A 17283-nucleotide genomic window follows, 5' to 3' on the forward strand; every position below is an offset into this window, starting at 1 on the left:
GGGAGGTTGCCACGGATTACTTGCTGGTAACCGGTGCGGATCTCCCCGTCGTACCGACCGCTTACGCCTCGACCAGACCCGGCCGACCGGCTTCGGTGAAGAAGCGACCGCCGACGGTGAGCGGCGCCCCGGGCGCGCTGACCTGGGCGACGTTCTTGTACGTGATCTCCGCGCCGTCAGCATTCAGGGAGACGGTCGTGTAGCCACGGAGGCCGTTGTAGAACTTCATGTGCGGGTTGCGCTCCAGGTAGGCGGCCCAGTTGGCGGGATGCTCGGCGCCGTTGCCGCCGGAGGTGATGGAGCTGGTGACGATCTCGGTGCCCATGATCCGCGAGGACGGGTCGTCGAAGTCGTCGTGGATGTTCAGCCCGTAGTGGACGTGTACGTCGCCGGTCAGCACCATCAGGTTCGACTGCTCGGACGCCTTCCAGCCGTCGAGGATCCGGCGCCGGGAGGCGGGGTAGCCATCCCAGGAGTCCATCGACCGGGTGCCGTCGCCGGAGGGGTTGTCGCGGCGGGAGAAGGTGACCTGCTGCGGGACGACGTTCCAGAGAGCCGAGGAGCGGCGCCAGCCGTCGATCAGCCACTGCTCCTGCTCGTTCCCGGGGAGCGTCATCGACTCGGCCTCGGACTCCGCCGACGGGACCTTCCAGCCGTCGCCGTTGGCCTGGTTGGTGCGGTACTGCCGGGTGTCGAGGATGTCGAACTGCGCCAGCCGGCCCCACCGCAGCCGCCGGTAGAGCCTCAGGTCGGAACCGGACGGCTGCTGCGGGAGCCGCAGCGGCTGGTTCTCCCAGTAGGCGCGATAGGCGGCGGCGCGGCGTACCAGGAACTCCTCCGGCGGACCTGCGTTCTCCGGGGTGTCGGCGGCGTAGTTGTTCTCGGTCTCGTGGTCGTCCCAGGTGACGATGAACGGGTGCGCCAGGTGGGCGGCGATCTGGTCCGGGTCGGACTTGTAGAGCCCGTAGCGCGCCCGGTAGTCGTCCAGCGTGACGGTCTCGTGGTTGAGGTGCGCCGGCAGCGGCTCGGTGTAGCCGCGCGCCCCGGCGGAGGCGTTCACGGCGTACTCGTAGAGATAGTCGCCCAGGTGGAAGACCGCGTCCACGTCCTCGCCGGCGAGATGCTTGTACGCCGTGTAGTAGCCCTGGTCGTAGCGCTGGCAGGAGGCGAGGGCGAAGGTCAGCGACGACACCGCGGCCCCCGCGGCCGGGGCGGTCCGGGTCCGGCCGACCGGGCTGATCCACTGGCCGACCCGGAAGCGGTAGAAGTACTCGGTCGCCGCGTCCAGGCCGCGGACCTCGGCATGCACGGAGTGGTTGAACTCGGGGTGCGCGGCAGCCGTGCCGCGGCGTACGACGCGTCTGAAACCGGCATCGCGGGCCACCTCCCAGCGGACATCGAAACGCGACGGCGGCACCCCGCCGGTGGGCTCCAGGGGGAGCGGCGCGAGCCGGGTCCACAGCAGCACCGAGTCGGGCAGCGGGTCGCCGGAGGCGACCGCGAGGGTGAACGGGTCCGAGGTGATGTCGGCGGGGGAGCCGGCCGGGGCGGCGAAGGCGCCCGTACGTGGCAGGCCGGTCGTGAAGGCCAACGCGGTCGCGGCGGCCGAGACGGTCAGGAAGCGGCGGCGGTCGAGACCGCGGAGGGCGCCACGGAGATCAGGGCGGAGATCAGGAGAGTTGCTGGGGGCAGGCATGGACGTGCTCCTGTCGATATGGGGGTTATCGACAACAGCGAAGCGGTGCCCGGTGAAGGCCGCGTGAAGTGCGGGGGAGGGGTGGGCTACGGCTTGGGGCCGGCGACGGGCTCAGAGACCGGCCGGTGCACCGGACAGCCCGGCGCGAAGGTGCCGAGGTCCTCGGTGTTGAAGCCGTGGGGATAGCTGCGAACGCGGGGCATGTCCCGGACGTACGCGGGCTTCCTCCGTGCCGGGAGCAGCGCGACGATGCGCGCGCGGGCCTTCAGTGCCCCACGTGACAGCGTCCGGGCGAGCCGCCCCGGCTCGGGGTAGTCGAACGCCTCGAGCAGGTGCGGCTCCATCAGCGACAGCGAGAAGATTCGGATCACCGGAGCCAAGGGCCGCGGGTAGAAGGTCGTCAGCAGCTCGAGGGTCGAGTCGGCGACGGCACGGCCGCCCTCGTCGTACGCGAAGTGCTCGGCCTCGTAGGAGTCGAGGAGCTGCTCGAACTCGGCATAGGTCGCCGGGATGTCCTTGATCCCCATCCGCTTCCCGAGCGCCTGGTAGTAGCGCAGTGCGGCGAGCTGCTCGTCGGGGGTCGACTGCCGCCAGCCGAACTCCTGGTTCCAGCGCCGGGGGATCACCACGAACGTGGAGAGGACGTAGACCATGTCGTCGTTGGAGATGTCGTACATCTTGTGCATCTGGTTGATCCGTCGCACCGCGGCCCGGCCGCGAGGACTGTCCAGGTCCTCGATCGCCGCGTCCTCCAGCAGCAGCGCGGTGTCGTCGTAGCGCTTCTGGGTGCTCTCGGTGAACTGGTGCGTGTCGGCCAGCAGCCGGCCGATCGAGGGCACCGCGTAGGTCCGGAACAGTGCGAAGCTGAGTGCCTGAGTCGTGTCCCAGGGGAACTCGTAGAGCCCCAGACGCCTCGAGATCTCCTGGAACTCGGTCTCCGGGTCCAGCCCTGCTGTGCGCGACTTCCTGGCCATGATGCCTCCTCGCTCGATACATAATCGTATCGTGACTTGGCTCACCTGTCGTGGCTCTCCCCGTAATGTCTTCGAGCATGGAGAAGTCGGGAACGCAGACGCCCCTGTCCCTCGCTGCCGCCGAGGCGGTCCGAACGTACGCCGCCACCACCCGCTCCGCTCTCGGATCCGCCGAGTCCCCGGTGATCTCGTACGCCGGTCTGTGGCTGCTCCTCGCCTCGCTGGCGCCCGCGGCGGAGACCGAGACCGACGAGATCCTCGGATTGAACCGCGCCGCCGCGCGGGCCGCCGCGCTGACCCTGCTGGAGGCGCCGCACCCCACGATCGGGGCGGCGGTCGCCGGCTGGCTGCGCCCCGGGGTGGAGCTGACCAAGGGCCTGCCGATCGTGCTCGACCCGCTCCCGGACCAGGCCGGGCTCGACGCGTGGGCCGATGAGCACACCCGCGGGCTGATCAAGGAGTTCCCGCTCGAGATCGACGCCCAGACGCTGCTCGTGCTCGCCTCTGCGCTGGTGGTCACTCCGCGCTGGAGCGAGCAGCTGGAGCAGGGCGAGGGCGGGCTGCTGCTGCTCGAGAGCGGCTTCCAGGCCGTCGTGGAGACCGAGGCCGCCGGCCCGGTCGCGGTCGCCAGCCCGTCGAGCGAGGACGGCATCTCGGTCTACTCCGTGATCGCCGAGGAGGGCGTGTCCGCCGACGACGTGTGGCGGGCCACCGACGAGGTCGTCCGGAGGATCGACGCCGGCGAGGTCCATGACCGCACGTTCGATGCCGGCCAGGAGGACGGGCACGCCTGGACGGTCCGGGAGGTCACCGCCTTCGGCAGCGCTCCGTCCGACCGCTGGCGCAGCCACCTGCCGGAGTGGAACGCGGAGGACCGTCACGACCTCTCGTCCGCGCCGGGGGTCGCCGAGATCGCCCGCGGAGTGATGGCCGCGGTCGAGGAGGAGACGGAGGCCGTCTGTGTGCAGAAGGCGGTCGCGTCCTACGACCGTGAGGGCTTCAGGGCGGCCGCGGTGACCGGGATGATGGTCCGCGCCGCCGCAGCGGCGCCGCGCGAGACGACGGTGCGCCAGATCGACCTGAGGTTCGACCGGCCGCACGCGGTGGTGGCGGTCGCACGCGGAGGAGCCTGGGAGGGCATCCCGCTCTTCGGCTCCTGGGTGACCCCGGCATAATTTCCGTCATGGACGAGCTTCCCCCGATCGCCGGCCGGTACCGGCTTCTCACCCTGCTCGGAGCCGGTGGCATGGGCGAGGTCTGGCGGGCGCGTGACACCGTCCTCGACCGCGACGTCGCAGTGAAGCTGCTGCGGGATGTGGATGACCCCACGATGGCCGAGCGGTTCCGCCGTGAGTCGCTCTCGACCGCCCGGGTCGTCCACGACGACGTGGTCAAGATCTTCGACGCGGGCAGCGACGACAACGACGTCTTCCTGGTGATGGAGCTGCTGCCTGGTCCGACCCTGGCCGAGCCGCTGCAGCAGCGCGGCGCGATGCCGGTCGACATGGCCGTCGAATACACCCGCCAGGTCGCCGGCGCGCTCAGCGCCGCCCACCGGGCCGGCGTGGTGCACCGCGACATCAAGCCCGCCAACCTCATGTTCGACGGGGACGGCCGGCTGACCGTGCTCGACTTCGGCATCGCGTACGCCATGACGGGGGTCGACGCCGGGCTGACCCAGACGGGCCACGTGATCGGCAGCCCGTCCTACCTCTCGCCCGAGCAGGCCTCCGGCGACCCGGTCGGGCCGCCCGCCGACGTCTACTCGCTCGGCTGCGTGCTCTTCGAGATGCTCACCGGCAAGGTGCCCTACTCCGCGCCGCACCCGGTCAAGATCCTGCACATGCACCTCAGCGAGCCGGTGCCGCGCATCACCGACTTCCGGGCGGTGCCCGCGCCGCTGGCTCGGCTGGTCACCCGGATGCTCGACAAGAACCCCGCCGCCCGGCCCTCGATGGACCAGGTCGGTCACGAGCTCGGCTATGTCCTCAGTGGTGCAGACCCCGATGCCACCGACCGGCTCTCCGCCGGGCAGGCGCCACGGCCGACCCAGGCGATGGCGCCGCGCCCGTTCGACGAGCCGATGGCGCTGGCCAACTCCCGCACCGGCGTCCTGCCCAGTCCTGGCAACCCGCCTCCGGTCCGCGGGCCGCGCCCGGGGTCGCTGCGGAAGTTCCCGACCGGTCGTCTCCTCGGCGCCGTTGCGATCGTGGTCGCGTGCGTCTTCGCCGCCTCCTGGCTGGCCGCCTACGAGCCCGCGCCCGCCGAGGCCCAGCCGTCCCAGAGCTCCGACAACTCCGACAACACGGACACCAACACCGACAACTCTGACAACTCCGCTGATGAGCCCGTGGACAAGTCGGACAACAAGACTCTCAACCGCCTCGACAAGCTCGACCGCTGGCGCGAGAACCTGGAGGGCTGGAGCGTCATCGACGAGGGTCAGTCCCAGGAGTGGGAGGACCAGATCCAGCAGATCCGTGACCTCGTCGAGAAGGGCGAGAGCGCCAAGCGCGAGATGGAGCAGCTCCGCGAGGAGTTCGACAACCTGAGCAAGCGGGACGGCAAGGACGGCGAGAAGATCCTCGACGGGCTGCTCAAGGGCAACTGACCTGAGGAAACGGGTGCGCGACCCGGGGGCGAGGGTGCAGACTTCGCGTCCATGACCCGACTCCAGCTGGCCCGGATGGCGGTCTTCATCGCCTTCGCGGTCCAGGGACTCACCTTCGCCTCCCTGATCACCAGGCTCGAGTCGATCGCGACGAAGCTCGACCTCGGCGCCGGCGACGTCTTCGTCGTGCTCGGCGTCACCACCGCGGTCGGGGCGGTGGGCAGCGTCGTCGCGGGTCACCTCGCCACCAGGGTCGGCAGCGCTGCGACCCTCTCGCTGATGCTCTGCGGGGCCTCGCTGGCCGCGGTCGCGCCTGCCTTCGCGCCGACGATGGTGACCCTGCTGGTCCTCATCGGCGTCTACGGCTTCTTCCTCGGCGGCGTCGACGCCTCCATGAACATGCAGGGCACCGCCACCCAGGACGCGTACGGACGCCCGCTGATGAACGGGTTCCACGCGATGTGGAGCGCGGCGGCCGTCCTCGGCGCCGTCTATGCGACGGCGACGATCGCCCTCGGCGTACCTCTGGGTCTGGACATGATCCCGATCGCCGTCATCGGCCTGGCCGCCAACCTCGCCACGTTCCGGCTCCTGCTGCCGCCGGAGGCGGTCGACGCGGCAGAGAAGCGGATCAGCGGTACGCAGCACCCGAAGCCTCCGCTGCCGTGGCTGCCCCTCCTCCTGGTCGCGGTGCCGACGTTCGCGATGTGGTTCATCGACTCGGCGGCCTCCGCCTGGGGCGGGATCTATGTCGTCGATGGACTGGGCGCCGCAGCGGCGGTCGCGCCGGCGATCTATGCCGCCTACCAGCTGGTGCTCCTGGCCGTACGTCTCCCCGGCGACCGCCTCGTCGCCCGCTTCGGTCCCGAGCGGGTGATCCGCACCGGCGGCATCGTCGGCGTCGGCGCGCTGGTGCTGATCGTCGTCGCCCCGCACTGGAGCGTGGCGGCCGTCGGCTTCGCCGTCCTCGGCGGCAGCCTGGCGATGGTCCCGCCGCAGTCCTTCGTCGCCGCCGCCCACATCTCCCCGGACAACGCCGAGGACGCGATCGCTCGGGTCAACCTGGCCAACTACGCCGGCTACCTCGCCGCCGCCTCCCTGATCGCCGCGGTCGCCGAGGTCTTCGGCGAGCGCTCTATGTTCCTCATCCCGCTGGCGATCTCCGTGCTGATCCCGCTGATGGCCGGCCGCTTCGCGACCCGCCCGGCTCCCGAGTCTCCGGAGACCGTGAAACTGGGTTGATCCGCGCCAGAAATTTCCCCGTGGTTTCTTGACTCATTCAAGATTTGGCGTAGTGTCTGGGGTGTGGGGAACCCGGACTACGAACAGCTGCTGAGAGGTGCCTCCCTGCGCGTCACTCGCCCGCGAGTGGCCGTTCTGGGGGCCGTCACCGAGAACGCGCACGCCGACACCGAGACGATTCTCGGAGCGGTGCGCGAGCGGCTTCCCGACGTCTCCCATCAAGCCGTCTACGACTCCCTCGCCGCTCTCTCGGCGGCCGGGATCGTACGCCGCATCCAGCCGTCCGGCTCGGTGGCTCGTTACGAGACCCGGGTCGGGGACAACCACCACCACGTGGTCTGCCGCTCCTGCGGGGCGATCGCCGACGTCGACTGCGCCGTCGGCCATGCGCCCTGCCTGACGGCATCTGATGACAACGGTTTCACGGTCGACGAGGCCGAGGTCATCTACTGGGGCACCTGCGCGGACTGCAGCCTGTCCCAGGGGTAGAGCCCGAGCCGGCTGAGCTCGTCATCGGCCGGTGCAACACATGTGAATCACAGCGTCTGGCAGCAGCCAGTCCGATCAGAAACGGATAGGAATCTCATGTCTGAAGAGGCCGTGAGCAAGTGCCCGGTGATGAACGCAGGCCGCGTTCACCCCACCGTCGGCAGTGCCAACCAGGAGTGGTGGCCGAACAAGCTCAACCTGAAGATTCTCGCCAAGGACGCCCCTGTGAGCGACCCGATGGGCGAGGACTTCGACTACGCGAAGGCTTTCGAGTCCCTGGACCTGCCTGCCGTCAAGGCGGACATCGCCGCGGTCATGACCGACTCCAAGGAGTGGTGGCCGGCTGACTTCGGTAGCTACGCCGGGCTCTTCGTCCGGATGGCGTGGCACGCCTCCGGCACCTACCGCAGCCACGACGGTCGCGGCGGCGCCGGCCGTGGCCAGCAGCGCTTCGCGCCGCTCAACTCCTGGCCGGACAACGTCTCCCTCGACAAGGCCCGTCGTCTCCTGTGGCCGGTCAAGAAGAAGTACGGCAAGAACCTCTCCTGGGCCGACCTGATGGTCCTGGCGGGCAACGTGGCCATGGAGGAGGGCGGCTTCAAGACCTTCGGCTTCTCGGGCGGTCGCGCGGACGTCTGGGAGTCCGACGATGACATCTACTGGGGTCCGGAGAAGGTCTGGCTCGACGACCAGCGCTACACCGGCGACCGCGACCTGCAGGCGCCGCTGGCCGCTGTCCAGATGGGTCTGATCTACGTCAACCCGGAGGGCCCCAACGGCGAGCCCGACCCGATGAAGTCCGCGGTGGACATCAAGGAGACCTTCCGCCGTATGGGGATGAACTCCGAGGAGACCGTCGCCCTCATCGCCGGTGGCCACACCTTCGGCAAGACCCACGGTGCTCACCCCGACGATCTGGTCGGCCCCGACCCGGAGGCCGCGCCGCTGGAGAACCAGGGCATCGGCTGGAAGAACGGCCACGGCACCGGTGTCGGCGCGGACGCACTCACCTCGGGCCTCGAGGTCACCTGGACCTACCACCCGACCCGCTGGGACAACGAGTTCTTCCACATCCTCTACGCCTACGAGTGGGAGCTGTTCGAGTCGCCGGCCGGCGCCAAGCAGTGGCGTCCGAAGAACGGCGCGGGCTCCGACATGGTTCCCGAGGCGCACGGTGAGGGCAAGCGCGAGCCGCGCATGCTCACCTCCGACCTGGCGCTGCGCGTGGACCCGGAGTTCGACGAGATCTCCCGCCGGTTCAGGGACGACCAGGAGGCCTTCTCCGACGCGTACGCCCGTGCCTGGTTCAAGCTGACCCACCGCGACATGGGTCCGAAGAGCCGCTACGTCGGCTCCGAGGTCCCGGCCGAGGACCTGCTCTGGCAGGACCCGCTCCCCGCCGAGGGTGGTGCGACCGACGAGGCCGCGATCTCCGCCGCCAAGACCGCGATCGCCGCGTCCGGTCTGAGCGTGCAGCAGCTGGTCTCCACCGCGTGGAAGGCGGCGGCCACGCACCGTACGTCCGACCACCGCGGTGGTGCCAACGGCGGTCGCATCCGTCTCGAGCCGCAGGTCTCGTGGAAGGTCAACCAGCCCGAGGAGCTCAAGCCGGTCATCGCGAAGTTCGAGGAGATCGCGGCCGCGACCGGTGTCTCCTTCGCCGACGTGCTCGTCCTCGCCGGTGGCGTGGGCGTCGAGCTGGCCGCCAAGGCCGCGGGCCAGGACGTGACCGTCCCGTTCTCCGCCGGCCGCGTCGACGCGACCCAGGAGCAGACGGACGTCGAGAACTTCGCCTGGCTCGAGCCGGTCGCCGACGGCTTCCGCAACTACGACTCCGGGTTCCTCAACCTCCCGACCGAGTTCCTGTTCCTCGACCGGGCGAGCCTCCTCGGCCTCTCGGCCCCCGAGGCCACGGTTCTGGTCGGCGGTCTGCGTGTGCTCGGCAACAACTGGGACGGCTCCGACCTCGGTGTCTTCACCAAGACCCCGGGCGTGCTGACGAACGACTTCTTCGTCAACCTGCTCGACTACGACCAGCAGTGGACCCCGTCCGCTGACGAGGCGACCTACACCAGCTCCAACGGCTGGACCGGTTCCCGCGTCGACCTGGTCTTCGGTGCCAACTCCGAGCTCCGCGCCCTGGCGGAGGTCTACGGTGCCGACGACGCCAAGGAGAAGTTCGTCAACGACTTCGTCAAGGCGTGGGTCAAGGTCATGGAGAACGACCGCTTCGACCTCAAGCCCCGCTGATCATAGGGATCTGAGGCCGTACGCCGCGGCGTACGACTGACACGGAGGCCGGCCCCTTGCGGGGTCGGCCTCCGTTGTCATACCCACCCGGGTAGGATCAACGGCCGCCGCAGTCAGTTGCCTAGGTCAGGTGGAGCAATGGAACACCGGAGCGCCGAGCCTCCGAAGGGTCCGACCGGTCCGCCGCCGTCGTGGAGACCACCTCCTCCGCCCGCTCCACGGATCGCGGCCGAGCCGCCCCGGACCACGCCCAGCAGGCCTGGCGCGCGTCGCGCGGCGCCCAAGCCGTCCTCCGCCAGCGTCTGGCTCGCGAAGGCCGAACCCGCCAAGAGCTGGGCGGCCGAGAAGTGGGCGGCGGCCAGAAGCTCGACGTCCACGGGTTCGACATCGGGGTCCTCGAAGACCTCGCCGAGCTGGCGACGCTGGGGGAAGGTCACGGCGAAGGTGGCGCTGGTCGGGTTCCTGGCCATCGCCCTGATCGGGTCGGTGACGGCGATCGTGGCCTACAACCGGATCAAGGTGCCCGACCCCAACGCCGCGTTCGAGGTCGAGACCTCCTTCGTCTACTACGGCAACGGCAAGACCGAGCTCGGCCGCTACCAGGACGGCGACCAGAACCGGATCAAGCTCGACGCCGACGACATCCCGGAGACCGTCAAGCACGCCGTGGTGGCCGCCGAGGACCGTACGTTCTACGAGAACAGCGGCGTCGACGTGAAGGGCATCGTGCGGGCCGCGTTCTCCAACACCACCGAGGGCACCTCGGGTGGTGCCTCCACGATCACCCAGCAGTACGTCAAGAACTACTACCTCAGCGCCGAGCGCTCCTACTCGCGCAAGCTGAAGGAAGCGGTCATCGCCCTGAAGCTGACCAGGCAGAAGAGCAAGGACCAGATCCTCACCGACTACCTCAACACGATCTACTTCAACCGCGGCGCCTACGGCATCGAGGCGGCCGCGAAGGCCTACTTCGCCAAGTCCACCAAGGACCTGTCGCTGCAGGAGACGGCGGCGCTCGCGGCCATCCTCAACAACCCGGCCGGCTTCGACCCCGCCAGCAGCACCTTCCGTGGCGAGGAGAAGCTGCTCGGCCGCTACCAGTACGTCCTCTCCGGCATGGTCGACCTCGGCTACCTGAAGCAGGCCGACGCCGACAAGGTGAAGGACGCGCTGCCGAAGTTCCCCGCGAAGACGGTGCCGAGCCGGCTCGGCGGCCAGCGCGGCCATGCGCTCACCATGATCAAGGCCGAGCTGCTCGCCCTGAAGGGCGCCGACGGCAAGCCGCTGTTCACCGAGGAGAAGATCGACAGTGGTGGCCTCCGGATCACCGCGACGCTCTCGCCCAAGGTCATGAAGGCGTCGGCGACCGCGGCCAAGACCGTGAAGCCGAAGAACCGCAAGGCGTACGTCAAGGGCGACCCCGAGCAGAAGAACGCCCTGCACGTGGCGACCGCCTCGGTCGACGTCGAGTCCGGAGCCCTGCTCGGCTTCTACGGTGGCCAGGACTATCTCGACAGCCAGCACAACTGGGCCGCGACCGGTGGTCACGCCGGGTCGACGATGAAGGCCTTCGCCACCGCGGCGGCGATCGCGAAGGGATACTCGCTGAACTCGACGTGGGCGGGTGACTCGCCGTTCACGACCTACACCGGCGCACCCGTCGTCAACGAGGGTGAGCAGGCGGGGATCGCCGACGGGATGGACTATGGCCAGCACATCACGATGCTCAAGGCGATGGAGCAGTCGGTGAACACGGCCTTCATCGACATGACCGAGTCGATGGGTGGCCCGGAGGAGGGCCGCAAGGCGATCTACGACACCGCGGTCGCCGCGGGCGTCGCCCCGGCGAAGGCGAACCCGAAGTTCCCGGGGATCCCCAGCACCACCACCGACTTCGATCACAAGGCCGACGACCGGATCGCCCTCGGCCGCGCCAACGTCAGCCCGATCAACATGGCCAACGCCTACGCCACGATCGCCAACGGCGGCTACCGCCACGACGTACACGTGGTGAAGAAGGTCCGCGACCGTGCGGGCAACGTCCTCTACAGCTGGAACGGCCGGAAGCACGCCCGGCACGCGATCTCCGAGGACATCGCCGCCGACGTGACGTACGCGATGCAGGGCGTGGTGCAGAGCGGCTCGGGCCAGAAGGCCCAGAGCATCGGCCGGCCGGTGGCCGGCAAGACCGGCACCGGCACCTGCACCAAGGCGCAGTACGTCTGCTCGTCGTGGTTCGTCGGGTTCACCCCGCAGATCGCCACCGCCGTGCGCTACTCGCGCGGCAACGGCGAGGGGAAGCTCGACGGCGGCTGGATGCCGTCCTACTTCGGCGCCGACTATCCCACCGAGACCTGGGCGGCCATCATGGCCGAGGCCATGGAGGGCAAGGAGAACGAGAACTTCCCCGAACCCGTCTATGTCGACGGTCAGGATCCCGAGACCGGACACGAGGAGGAGCTGATCGCTCCGCCCGCTCCGCCGGAGGAGGAGGACGACGGCGAGGAGTGCGACCCGGTCTCGGAGTTCTTCGGCACCTGCGAGAGTGACGGCGAGGACGGCCGGGGTGGCGGCAACCCCTGGGAAGGCCGTCCGTGATGTGAGATCCGTGCCCACGGATCGAGACGACGAGTTGGAGGGCGTACGCGGTCTCCGGCACCATCTTCGGCGAAGGTCACGACTGCCAGCGCGAAGCCCCGGCTTGCTGGCGGGCAACCCTCCCACGCGGTGGGGTGCTCCGGGTGACGACCAGGCCCTCGCCGAGGTGGCGTGGGCAAGCGCGTGCTTCGCCGGGCAGCCCTGGGGAGCCATGACCCGAAGGGTGCCCCCATGTCCCTGCTTCCGCTCGTCGGCTCGAACACGCAGGTCCCGCTGCTGGACGGAACGACCACGACGTACGCCCACCTCGATGTCGCCGCGTCGGCACCGGCGCTGCAGAGCGTGGCCGACCGGGTGGCCGAGGTCCTGCCCTGGTACGCCTCGGTGCATCGTGGCGCCGGCTACCTGTCCCAGGTCTCGACCGCCCTCTACGAGGAGTCGCGCGCGACGATCGGCGCCTATGTCGGCGCTCGTAAGGACGACGTCACTGTCATCACTCGCAACACCACCGACTCGGTGAACCTGCTGGCCGGCTGCGTACCCGGCCGGGTGCTCGTCCTCGACATCGAGCACCACGCCAACCTGCTCCCGTGGCGCCGCGTCGAGGCCGGTGTGACCGTGGTCGCCGGCCGGGACACCCTCGCCGGCACCATCGACGCCCTCGCCGGCGAGCTGGCCCGCGACAGCTTCGCCCTGGTCGCGATCACCGGCGCCTCCAACGTCACCGGCGAGGCATTGCCGGTCGGCGAGATCGTCACCCTGGCCCATGCCCACGGCGCCCGGGTCCTCGTCGACGGCGCCCAGCTGCTCGCCCACCGCCACTTCTCGCTGGCCGCGACCGGCGCCGACTACGTCGTCCTCTCGGGCCACAAGCTCTACGCCCCCTACGGTGCCGGCGCCCTGGTCGGGCGCCGCGACTGGCTCGACGTCGGCACCCCCTACCTCGCCGGGGGAGGGGCCGTCGATGATGTTGAGGTGGGGGAGACGACGTGGCAGCCCGCCCCCGCGCGCCACGAGGGCGGCTCGCCCAACGTCATCGGCGCCGCGGCACTGGCCGCTGCCTGTACGACTCTCGGCGGCCTCGAGCCCGCCGAGCTGGACCGCCACGAGGCGTCACTGAGGGGGCGCCTCGTGGCCGGCCTGTCCGCGCTGGAGGGTGTGGATGTTCTGCGCCTGTGGCCCGACTCCGAGGAGCCGGTCGGGGTCGTCACGTTCACGGTCGACGGCATCGAGCCCGGCCGGGTCGCGGTCTACCTCTCCGCCGAGCACGGCCTGGGCGTACGCGACGGCCGGTTCTGCGCCCAGCCGCTGCTCAAGCGCCTCGGACTCACCGGCGGCGCGGTCCGCGCGAGCATCGGGATCGGCACCTCGGTCGCGGACGTGGACCGGCTGGTGGCCGGCGTACGTGCTCTTCTGGCGGGTGACGTCCGGGGCGATTACGTCCTCGTCGACGGGGCCTGGACGCTCGCCGAGGACCCGCGCCCGCTCGTCGGACCGGCCGGTCTGACCCGCCTGGCCGACACCGCCGGCTCGTGCGGAGCGGCCGTCTGACCAACCCCTGCCGAGGCGTCAGCTACGTCGGCCGAGGCGTCAGCTACGTCGGCCGAGTGGGCATTGCGGTGACGCCTCGGCCGACGGGAGCGACGCCTCGGCCAACGCGGGTGACGCCTCGACCAAGGGATGAATCGGGGCGCTCACGGCGTTGAGAGATCGTGAGCGAAAGAGTGCATGGCGAGCGGAAGGTACGCGGCGGCAAGCTGGTCGTCGTCGACGCGAGAGTCTCCGCTGACACGATCATCGACGTCGTCCTCTCGGGCGACTTCTTCCTGGAACCCGACGAGGCGCTGGGCTGGCTGACCGAGGCGCTGGAGGGGCAGCCCGTCGACGTCTCCCTCGACCAGCTGACGGCGGTGCTCGACACCGCCGCCCGTGACGCCGAGCTGGTCGGTTTCGGCACCCGTGACGTCGCTCTGACGGTGCTCCGAGCGCTTGGCCGGGCCACGACCTGGGACGACCTCGACCTCGAGATCGTCGAGACCGGGCCGCTGTCGCCGCGGATGCAGATGGCGCTGGACGAGGTCATCGTCCGCCAGGTCGCCGAAGGACGTCGCGCCCCCAACCTGAGGTTCTGGGACTGGGCCAGCAGCGCGGTCGTGATCGGCAGCTACCAGTCGATCTCCAACGAGGTCGACGAGGCCGCCGCCGAGCGTCATGGCATCGAGGTCGTACGCCGCATCTCCGGCGGCGGTGCGATGTTCATCGAGCCGGGCAACACGATCACCTACAGCCTCGCCGTTCCCGACACGCTCGTGGCCGGCATGTCCTTCCAGGAGTCGTACGCCTTCCTCGACGAGTGGGTGCTGCGCGGCCTGCGCAGCGTCGGCATCGAGGCCGCCTACGCCGGTCTGAACGACATCGCCTCGCCGGTCGGCAAGATCGCCGGCGCCGCGCAGAAGCGGATCCCCGGCGGCGTCCTGCACCACGTCACGATGGCCTACGACATCGACGCCGACAAGATGCTCGAGGTGCTCCGGATCGGCCGGGAGAAGATGTCCGACAGGGGCACCCGGAGCGCCGCCAAGCGCGTCGACCCGATCCGTTCCCAGACCGGGCTGAGCCGCCAGAAGGTCATCGACGCGCTCCTGGCGGAGTTCGAGCAGAGCTTCGGGGCGGCGTACGTCGGCCTCGACCGGGCCACGATCGACGAGGCCGCGGCGCTGGTCGAGAGCAAGCATGGGACCCCGGCCTGGCGGGCCAGGGTGCCGTAGACCGGTCATCGGTCGATGAAGGCCAGCAGGTCGGCGTGCAGCCGGTCGCGATCGGTGTCCGGGAGGGCATGGCTGGAACCCTCGTAGACCTTCAGCTCCGCGCCGTCGATCAGCTCGGCCGAGCGGCGGCCACCGACCTCGATCGGCACGATCTGGTCGTCGTCGCCGTGCACGACCAGCGTCGGCACGTCGATCTTGGCCAGGTCTGGCCGGAAGTCGGTGGCGGAGAAGGCCGCGATGCACTCGTAGGCGCCACGGTGCCCGGAGGCCATGCCCTGGAGCCAGAAGGCGTCGCGAGATCCCTGCGGGACGTCGCCGTTGCGGTTGTGCCCGAAGAACGGCCCGTCGGCCAGGTCGCGGTAGAGCTGGGCCCGGTTGGCCAGCTCCCCGGCGCGGATCTCGTCGAAGACCTCGATGGGTAGCCCCTCGGGGTTGTCCTCGGTCCGCAGCATGAGCGGCGGCACCGCCGAGACCAGGGCGAGGCCGGCGACGCGGCCGGTGCCGTGCCGCCCGACGTACCGAACGATCTCACCACCGCCGGTCGAGTGCCCGACGAGGGTGAGGTCCTGCAGGTCGAGCGCGTCGATCAGACACGCGAGGTCGTCGGCGTAGGTGTCCATCTCGTTGCCCGACCAGGTCTGGCTGGAGCGGCCGTGGCCCCGGCGGTCATGGGCGACGGCTCGGTGACCGTGCTCCGCGAGGAAGAGAGCGGTGGCCTCCCAGGCGTCGGAGTTGAGCGGCCAGCCGTGGCTGAGCAGCACGGGGCTCCCGCTGTCGCCCCAGTCCTTGTAGAAGATCTGGGCGCCGTCGTCGGCGGTGATGTAAGGCATCGGCTTCCTCCCACGGTCGGTTGGGTCCTGTCCCGACGAGCCTCGCCCAGCCACCCGGCTCTGTGGACCACGTGGACCGCGTAGTCCCGCGGGACTACGTGTCGTACGTGGTCCGGCGCATCGCGACTCGATGGACGATCGGAGCGTCCCAGCCCCAGCACCCGAGAGGGAACCTGACATGAGCACTCCGGACACCATCGTCCTGATCCACGGCTTCTGGGTCACACCCCGGTCGTGGGAGAACTGGAAGGCGCGGTACGAGGCCAACGGCTTCACCGTGCACACCCCCGCCTATCCCGGCTTCGAGGTCGAGGTGGAGGCCCTCCGCGCCGACCCGACCCCGATCGCGGACCTCACCTTGGAAGCGATCGTCTCCCACCTGGAGGCATTCCTCGACACGCTCGACACGGCCCCGATCATCATGGGCCACTCCGCCGGCGGGGCGTTCACGCAGGTCGTGATGGAACACGGCTACGGAGCCGCGGGCGTCGTCCTCAACTCCGCTCCGACCGAGGGCGTCCGGGCCACGCCGTGGAGCCAGCTGCGCTCCGTCTTCCCGGTGCTCAAGAACCCGGCGAACCATCACCGCGCCGTAGGGTTCGACGCCGAGCAGTGGATGTACGCCTTCACGAACACCTACACCGAGGAGGAGTCGTTGGCGTTCTACGAGCGCTACCACATCCCGGCTTCGGGTCGCGTCCTGTTCGACTCCGTGCTGGCGAACTTCCAGCCCGGTCACCAGGGCGCCTGGGTCGATTTCAAGAACGCCGACCGCGCGCCGCTGCTGTTCCTGTCCGGGTCCGAGGACCACATCATGCCGCCGTCGGTGCAGGCCTCGAACGTCAAGCGCTACAAAGGCGAAGGCACGGTCACCGAGCACGAGACGTACGAGGGCCGGCCGCATCTGATGGTGGCGGGCCCGGGGTGGGAGGAGATCGCCGACCACGCGCTCGAGTGGGCGCTCTCCCACGCGGTACAGCGGGGGTCCGCCGAGCCCACCGTGTCCTGAAGGCAACCCGATGGACCTCAGCCTCACCCATGTGGGCGGGCCGACGACCCTCCTCGAGGTGGCCGGGTGGCGGATCCTGACCGACCCGACCTTCGACGCCCCCGGCCGGACGTACCGGTTCGGCTGGGGGACGTCCTCGCGGAAGACCGCAGGTCCTGCGGTCCCCGCCGCCGAGATCGGCCCCATCGACGCCGTCCTCCTCACCCACGACCATCACGCCGACAACCTCGACGACGCCGGCCGGGCGCTGCTGCCGGACGTCGGGGTGGTGGCCACCACCGCCTCGGGCGCGCTCAGGCTCACCAGGTCGGGGCTGGGCCGGTCGGTCCGGGGCCTGCGGCCGTGGCAGACCACGGTGCTGCAGGCGCCGGGGCGTCCGGCGGTCACGGTCACCGCTACCCCTGCACGTCATGGAATCCGAGGCAGCAGGCCGATCGTCGGTGATGTCATCGGCTTCTCCCTGACGTGGGAGGGGCAACAGCACGGCGCCGTCTGGGTCTCGGGGGACACGGTGCTCTACGGCGGTCTCGGCGAGGTCGCGACCCGGGTCGACGTCGGGACCGCGGTCCTGCACCTCGGACGTGTCGGGTTCCCGGTGACGGGGCCGCTCGCGTACACGATGGGCGGTCGGGAAGCGGTCGAGCTGTGCGGGCTGCTCGAACCGGTCACGGTGGTGCCGGTGCACTACGAGGGCTGGTCGCACTTTCGTCAGGGGCGGGACCGGATCCTCGCCGACCTGGCCGATGCTCCGCCTGGGATCGCGGACCGCTTCCGCTGGCCGACGCCGGGCGTACCGCTGCGTCTGCCGGTGTAGGC

At 70.0% G+C, this 17283-nt stretch carries 14 protein-coding genes and 1 riboswitch; of the genes, 10 read left to right on the plus strand and 4 right to left on the minus strand.

What is annotated here, in order from left to right; genetic code table 11:
- Positions 1 to 61 precede the first annotated feature (61 nt).
- On the minus strand, positions 62 to 1696 hold the full coding sequence (locus tag ACFWQC_RS19630) for an alkaline phosphatase D family protein (RefSeq protein ID WP_378681605.1): 1635 nt from the start codon (positions 1694 to 1696) through the stop codon (positions 62 to 64).
- Between the two features lie 86 nt (positions 1697 to 1782).
- Positions 1783 to 2670: an oxygenase MpaB family protein gene (locus ACFWQC_RS19635; protein WP_378681608.1), complete on the minus strand. Its 888-nt coding sequence runs from the start codon at positions 2668 to 2670 to the stop codon at positions 1783 to 1785.
- Positions 2671 to 2747: 77 nt separating this feature from the next.
- Between ACFWQC_RS19635 and ACFWQC_RS19640 the strand changes: the two genes are divergently transcribed.
- The 5 genes from ACFWQC_RS19640 to katG all read left to right on the plus strand — a co-directional run bounded on the left by ACFWQC_RS19640 (position 2748) and on the right by katG (position 9262).
- A complete protein-coding gene (locus ACFWQC_RS19640; protein ID WP_378681611.1) occupies positions 2748 to 3845 on the plus strand; it encodes a hypothetical protein in 1098 nt (365 codons plus the stop codon).
- Positions 3846 to 3853: 8 nt separating this feature from the next.
- Positions 3854 to 5281 carry a protein kinase gene (locus ACFWQC_RS19645; RefSeq protein WP_378681614.1) on the plus strand — a complete coding sequence of 476 codons (1428 nt, stop codon included), beginning with the start codon at positions 3854 to 3856 and terminating at the stop codon, positions 5279 to 5281.
- A 51-nt stretch (positions 5282 to 5332) separates the two neighbouring features.
- Positions 5333 to 6523 carry an MFS transporter gene (locus ACFWQC_RS19650; RefSeq protein ID WP_378681617.1) on the plus strand — a complete coding sequence of 397 codons (1191 nt, stop codon included), beginning with the start codon at positions 5333 to 5335 and terminating at the stop codon, positions 6521 to 6523.
- Positions 6524 to 6586: 63 nt separating this feature from the next.
- On the plus strand, positions 6587 to 7012 hold the full coding sequence (locus ACFWQC_RS19655) for a Fur family transcriptional regulator (protein ID WP_378681620.1): 426 nt from the start codon (positions 6587 to 6589) through the stop codon (positions 7010 to 7012).
- A gap of 96 nt (positions 7013 to 7108) precedes the next feature.
- The gene (gene katG / locus ACFWQC_RS19660; protein WP_378681623.1) at positions 7109 to 9262 is read left to right on the plus strand and encodes a catalase/peroxidase HPI; all 2154 of its coding nucleotides are present in this window, start codon (positions 7109 to 7111) and stop codon (positions 9260 to 9262) included.
- A gap of 113 nt (positions 9263 to 9375) precedes the next feature.
- Here katG and ACFWQC_RS19665 read toward each other — a convergent pair whose 3' ends face one another.
- Positions 9376 to 9732, minus strand: a complete 357-nt coding sequence (locus tag ACFWQC_RS19665) for a hypothetical protein (RefSeq protein ID WP_378681626.1) — start codon at positions 9730 to 9732, stop codon at positions 9376 to 9378.
- Between ACFWQC_RS19665 and ACFWQC_RS19670 the strand changes: the two genes are divergently transcribed.
- The 3 genes from ACFWQC_RS19670 (at position 9707) to ACFWQC_RS19680 (ending at position 14628) form a co-directional block, all read left to right on the plus strand.
- Positions 9707 to 11860 (plus strand): transglycosylase domain-containing protein, encoded by a 2154-nt coding sequence (locus ACFWQC_RS19670; RefSeq protein WP_378681629.1) that lies wholly within the window; start codon positions 9707 to 9709, stop codon positions 11858 to 11860. The genes ACFWQC_RS19665 and ACFWQC_RS19670 overlap by 26 nt on opposite strands.
- Positions 11861 to 11934: 74 nt before the next feature.
- A riboswitch (SAM riboswitch) is annotated at positions 11935 to 12048 on the plus strand.
- 43 nt (positions 12049 to 12091) lie between these two features.
- A complete protein-coding gene (locus ACFWQC_RS19675; protein WP_378681632.1) occupies positions 12092 to 13411 on the plus strand; it encodes an aminotransferase class V-fold PLP-dependent enzyme in 1320 nt (439 codons plus the stop codon).
- 161 nt (positions 13412 to 13572) lie between these two features.
- A complete protein-coding gene (locus tag ACFWQC_RS19680) occupies positions 13573 to 14628 on the plus strand; it encodes a biotin/lipoate A/B protein ligase family protein (RefSeq protein ID WP_378681635.1) in 1056 nt (351 codons plus the stop codon).
- Positions 14629 to 14633: 5 nt separating this feature from the next.
- Here the strand turns inward: ACFWQC_RS19680 and ACFWQC_RS19685 are convergent, their stop codons facing one another.
- Positions 14634 to 15458 carry an alpha/beta fold hydrolase gene (locus ACFWQC_RS19685; protein ID WP_378681638.1) on the minus strand — a complete coding sequence of 275 codons (825 nt, stop codon included), beginning with the start codon at positions 15456 to 15458 and terminating at the stop codon, positions 14634 to 14636.
- 178 nt (positions 15459 to 15636) lie between these two features.
- Between ACFWQC_RS19685 and ACFWQC_RS19690 the strand changes: the two genes are divergently transcribed.
- Positions 15637 to 16467, plus strand: a complete 831-nt coding sequence (locus ACFWQC_RS19690) for an alpha/beta hydrolase (protein WP_378681641.1) — start codon at positions 15637 to 15639, stop codon at positions 16465 to 16467.
- A gap of 10 nt (positions 16468 to 16477) precedes the next feature.
- A complete protein-coding gene (locus tag ACFWQC_RS19695) occupies positions 16478 to 17281 on the plus strand; it encodes an MBL fold metallo-hydrolase (protein WP_378681644.1) in 804 nt (267 codons plus the stop codon).
- Positions 17282 to 17283 lie beyond the last annotated feature (2 nt).

Origin of the sequence: Nocardioides sp. NPDC058538 (assembly GCF_042719275.1) — a bacterium.
GTDB lineage: Bacteria > Actinomycetota > Actinomycetes > Propionibacteriales > Nocardioidaceae > Nocardioides.

What these genes read in the sequence shown, in the direction of transcription:
- ACFWQC_RS19675 (WP_378681632.1), top strand. Translation starts at nt 12,092, where the DNA reads ATGTCCCTGCTTCCGCTCGTCGGCTCGAACACGCAGGTCCCGCTGCTG.
- katG (WP_378681623.1), top strand. Translation starts at nt 7,109, where the DNA reads ATGTCTGAAGAGGCCGTGAGCAAGTGCCCGGTGATGAACGCAGGCCGC.
- ACFWQC_RS19690 (WP_378681641.1), top strand. Translation starts at nt 15,637, where the DNA reads ATGAGCACTCCGGACACCATCGTCCTGATCCACGGCTTCTGGGTCACA.
- ACFWQC_RS19635 (WP_378681608.1), bottom strand. Translation starts at nt 2,670, where the DNA reads ATGGCCAGGAAGTCGCGCACAGCAGGGCTGGACCCGGAGACCGAGTTC.
- ACFWQC_RS19630 (WP_378681605.1), bottom strand. Translation starts at nt 1,696, where the DNA reads ATGCCTGCCCCCAGCAACTCTCCTGATCTCCGCCCTGATCTCCGTGGC.
- ACFWQC_RS19645 (WP_378681614.1), top strand. Translation starts at nt 3,854, where the DNA reads ATGGACGAGCTTCCCCCGATCGCCGGCCGGTACCGGCTTCTCACCCTG.
- ACFWQC_RS19640 (WP_378681611.1), top strand. Translation starts at nt 2,748, where the DNA reads ATGGAGAAGTCGGGAACGCAGACGCCCCTGTCCCTCGCTGCCGCCGAG.
- ACFWQC_RS19695 (WP_378681644.1), top strand. Translation starts at nt 16,478, where the DNA reads ATGGACCTCAGCCTCACCCATGTGGGCGGGCCGACGACCCTCCTCGAG.
- ACFWQC_RS19685 (WP_378681638.1), bottom strand. Translation starts at nt 15,458, where the DNA reads ATGCCTTACATCACCGCCGACGACGGCGCCCAGATCTTCTACAAGGAC.
- ACFWQC_RS19665 (WP_378681626.1), bottom strand. Translation starts at nt 9,732, where the DNA reads ATGGCCAGGAACCCGACCAGCGCCACCTTCGCCGTGACCTTCCCCCAG.
- ACFWQC_RS19650 (WP_378681617.1), top strand. Translation starts at nt 5,333, where the DNA reads ATGACCCGACTCCAGCTGGCCCGGATGGCGGTCTTCATCGCCTTCGCG.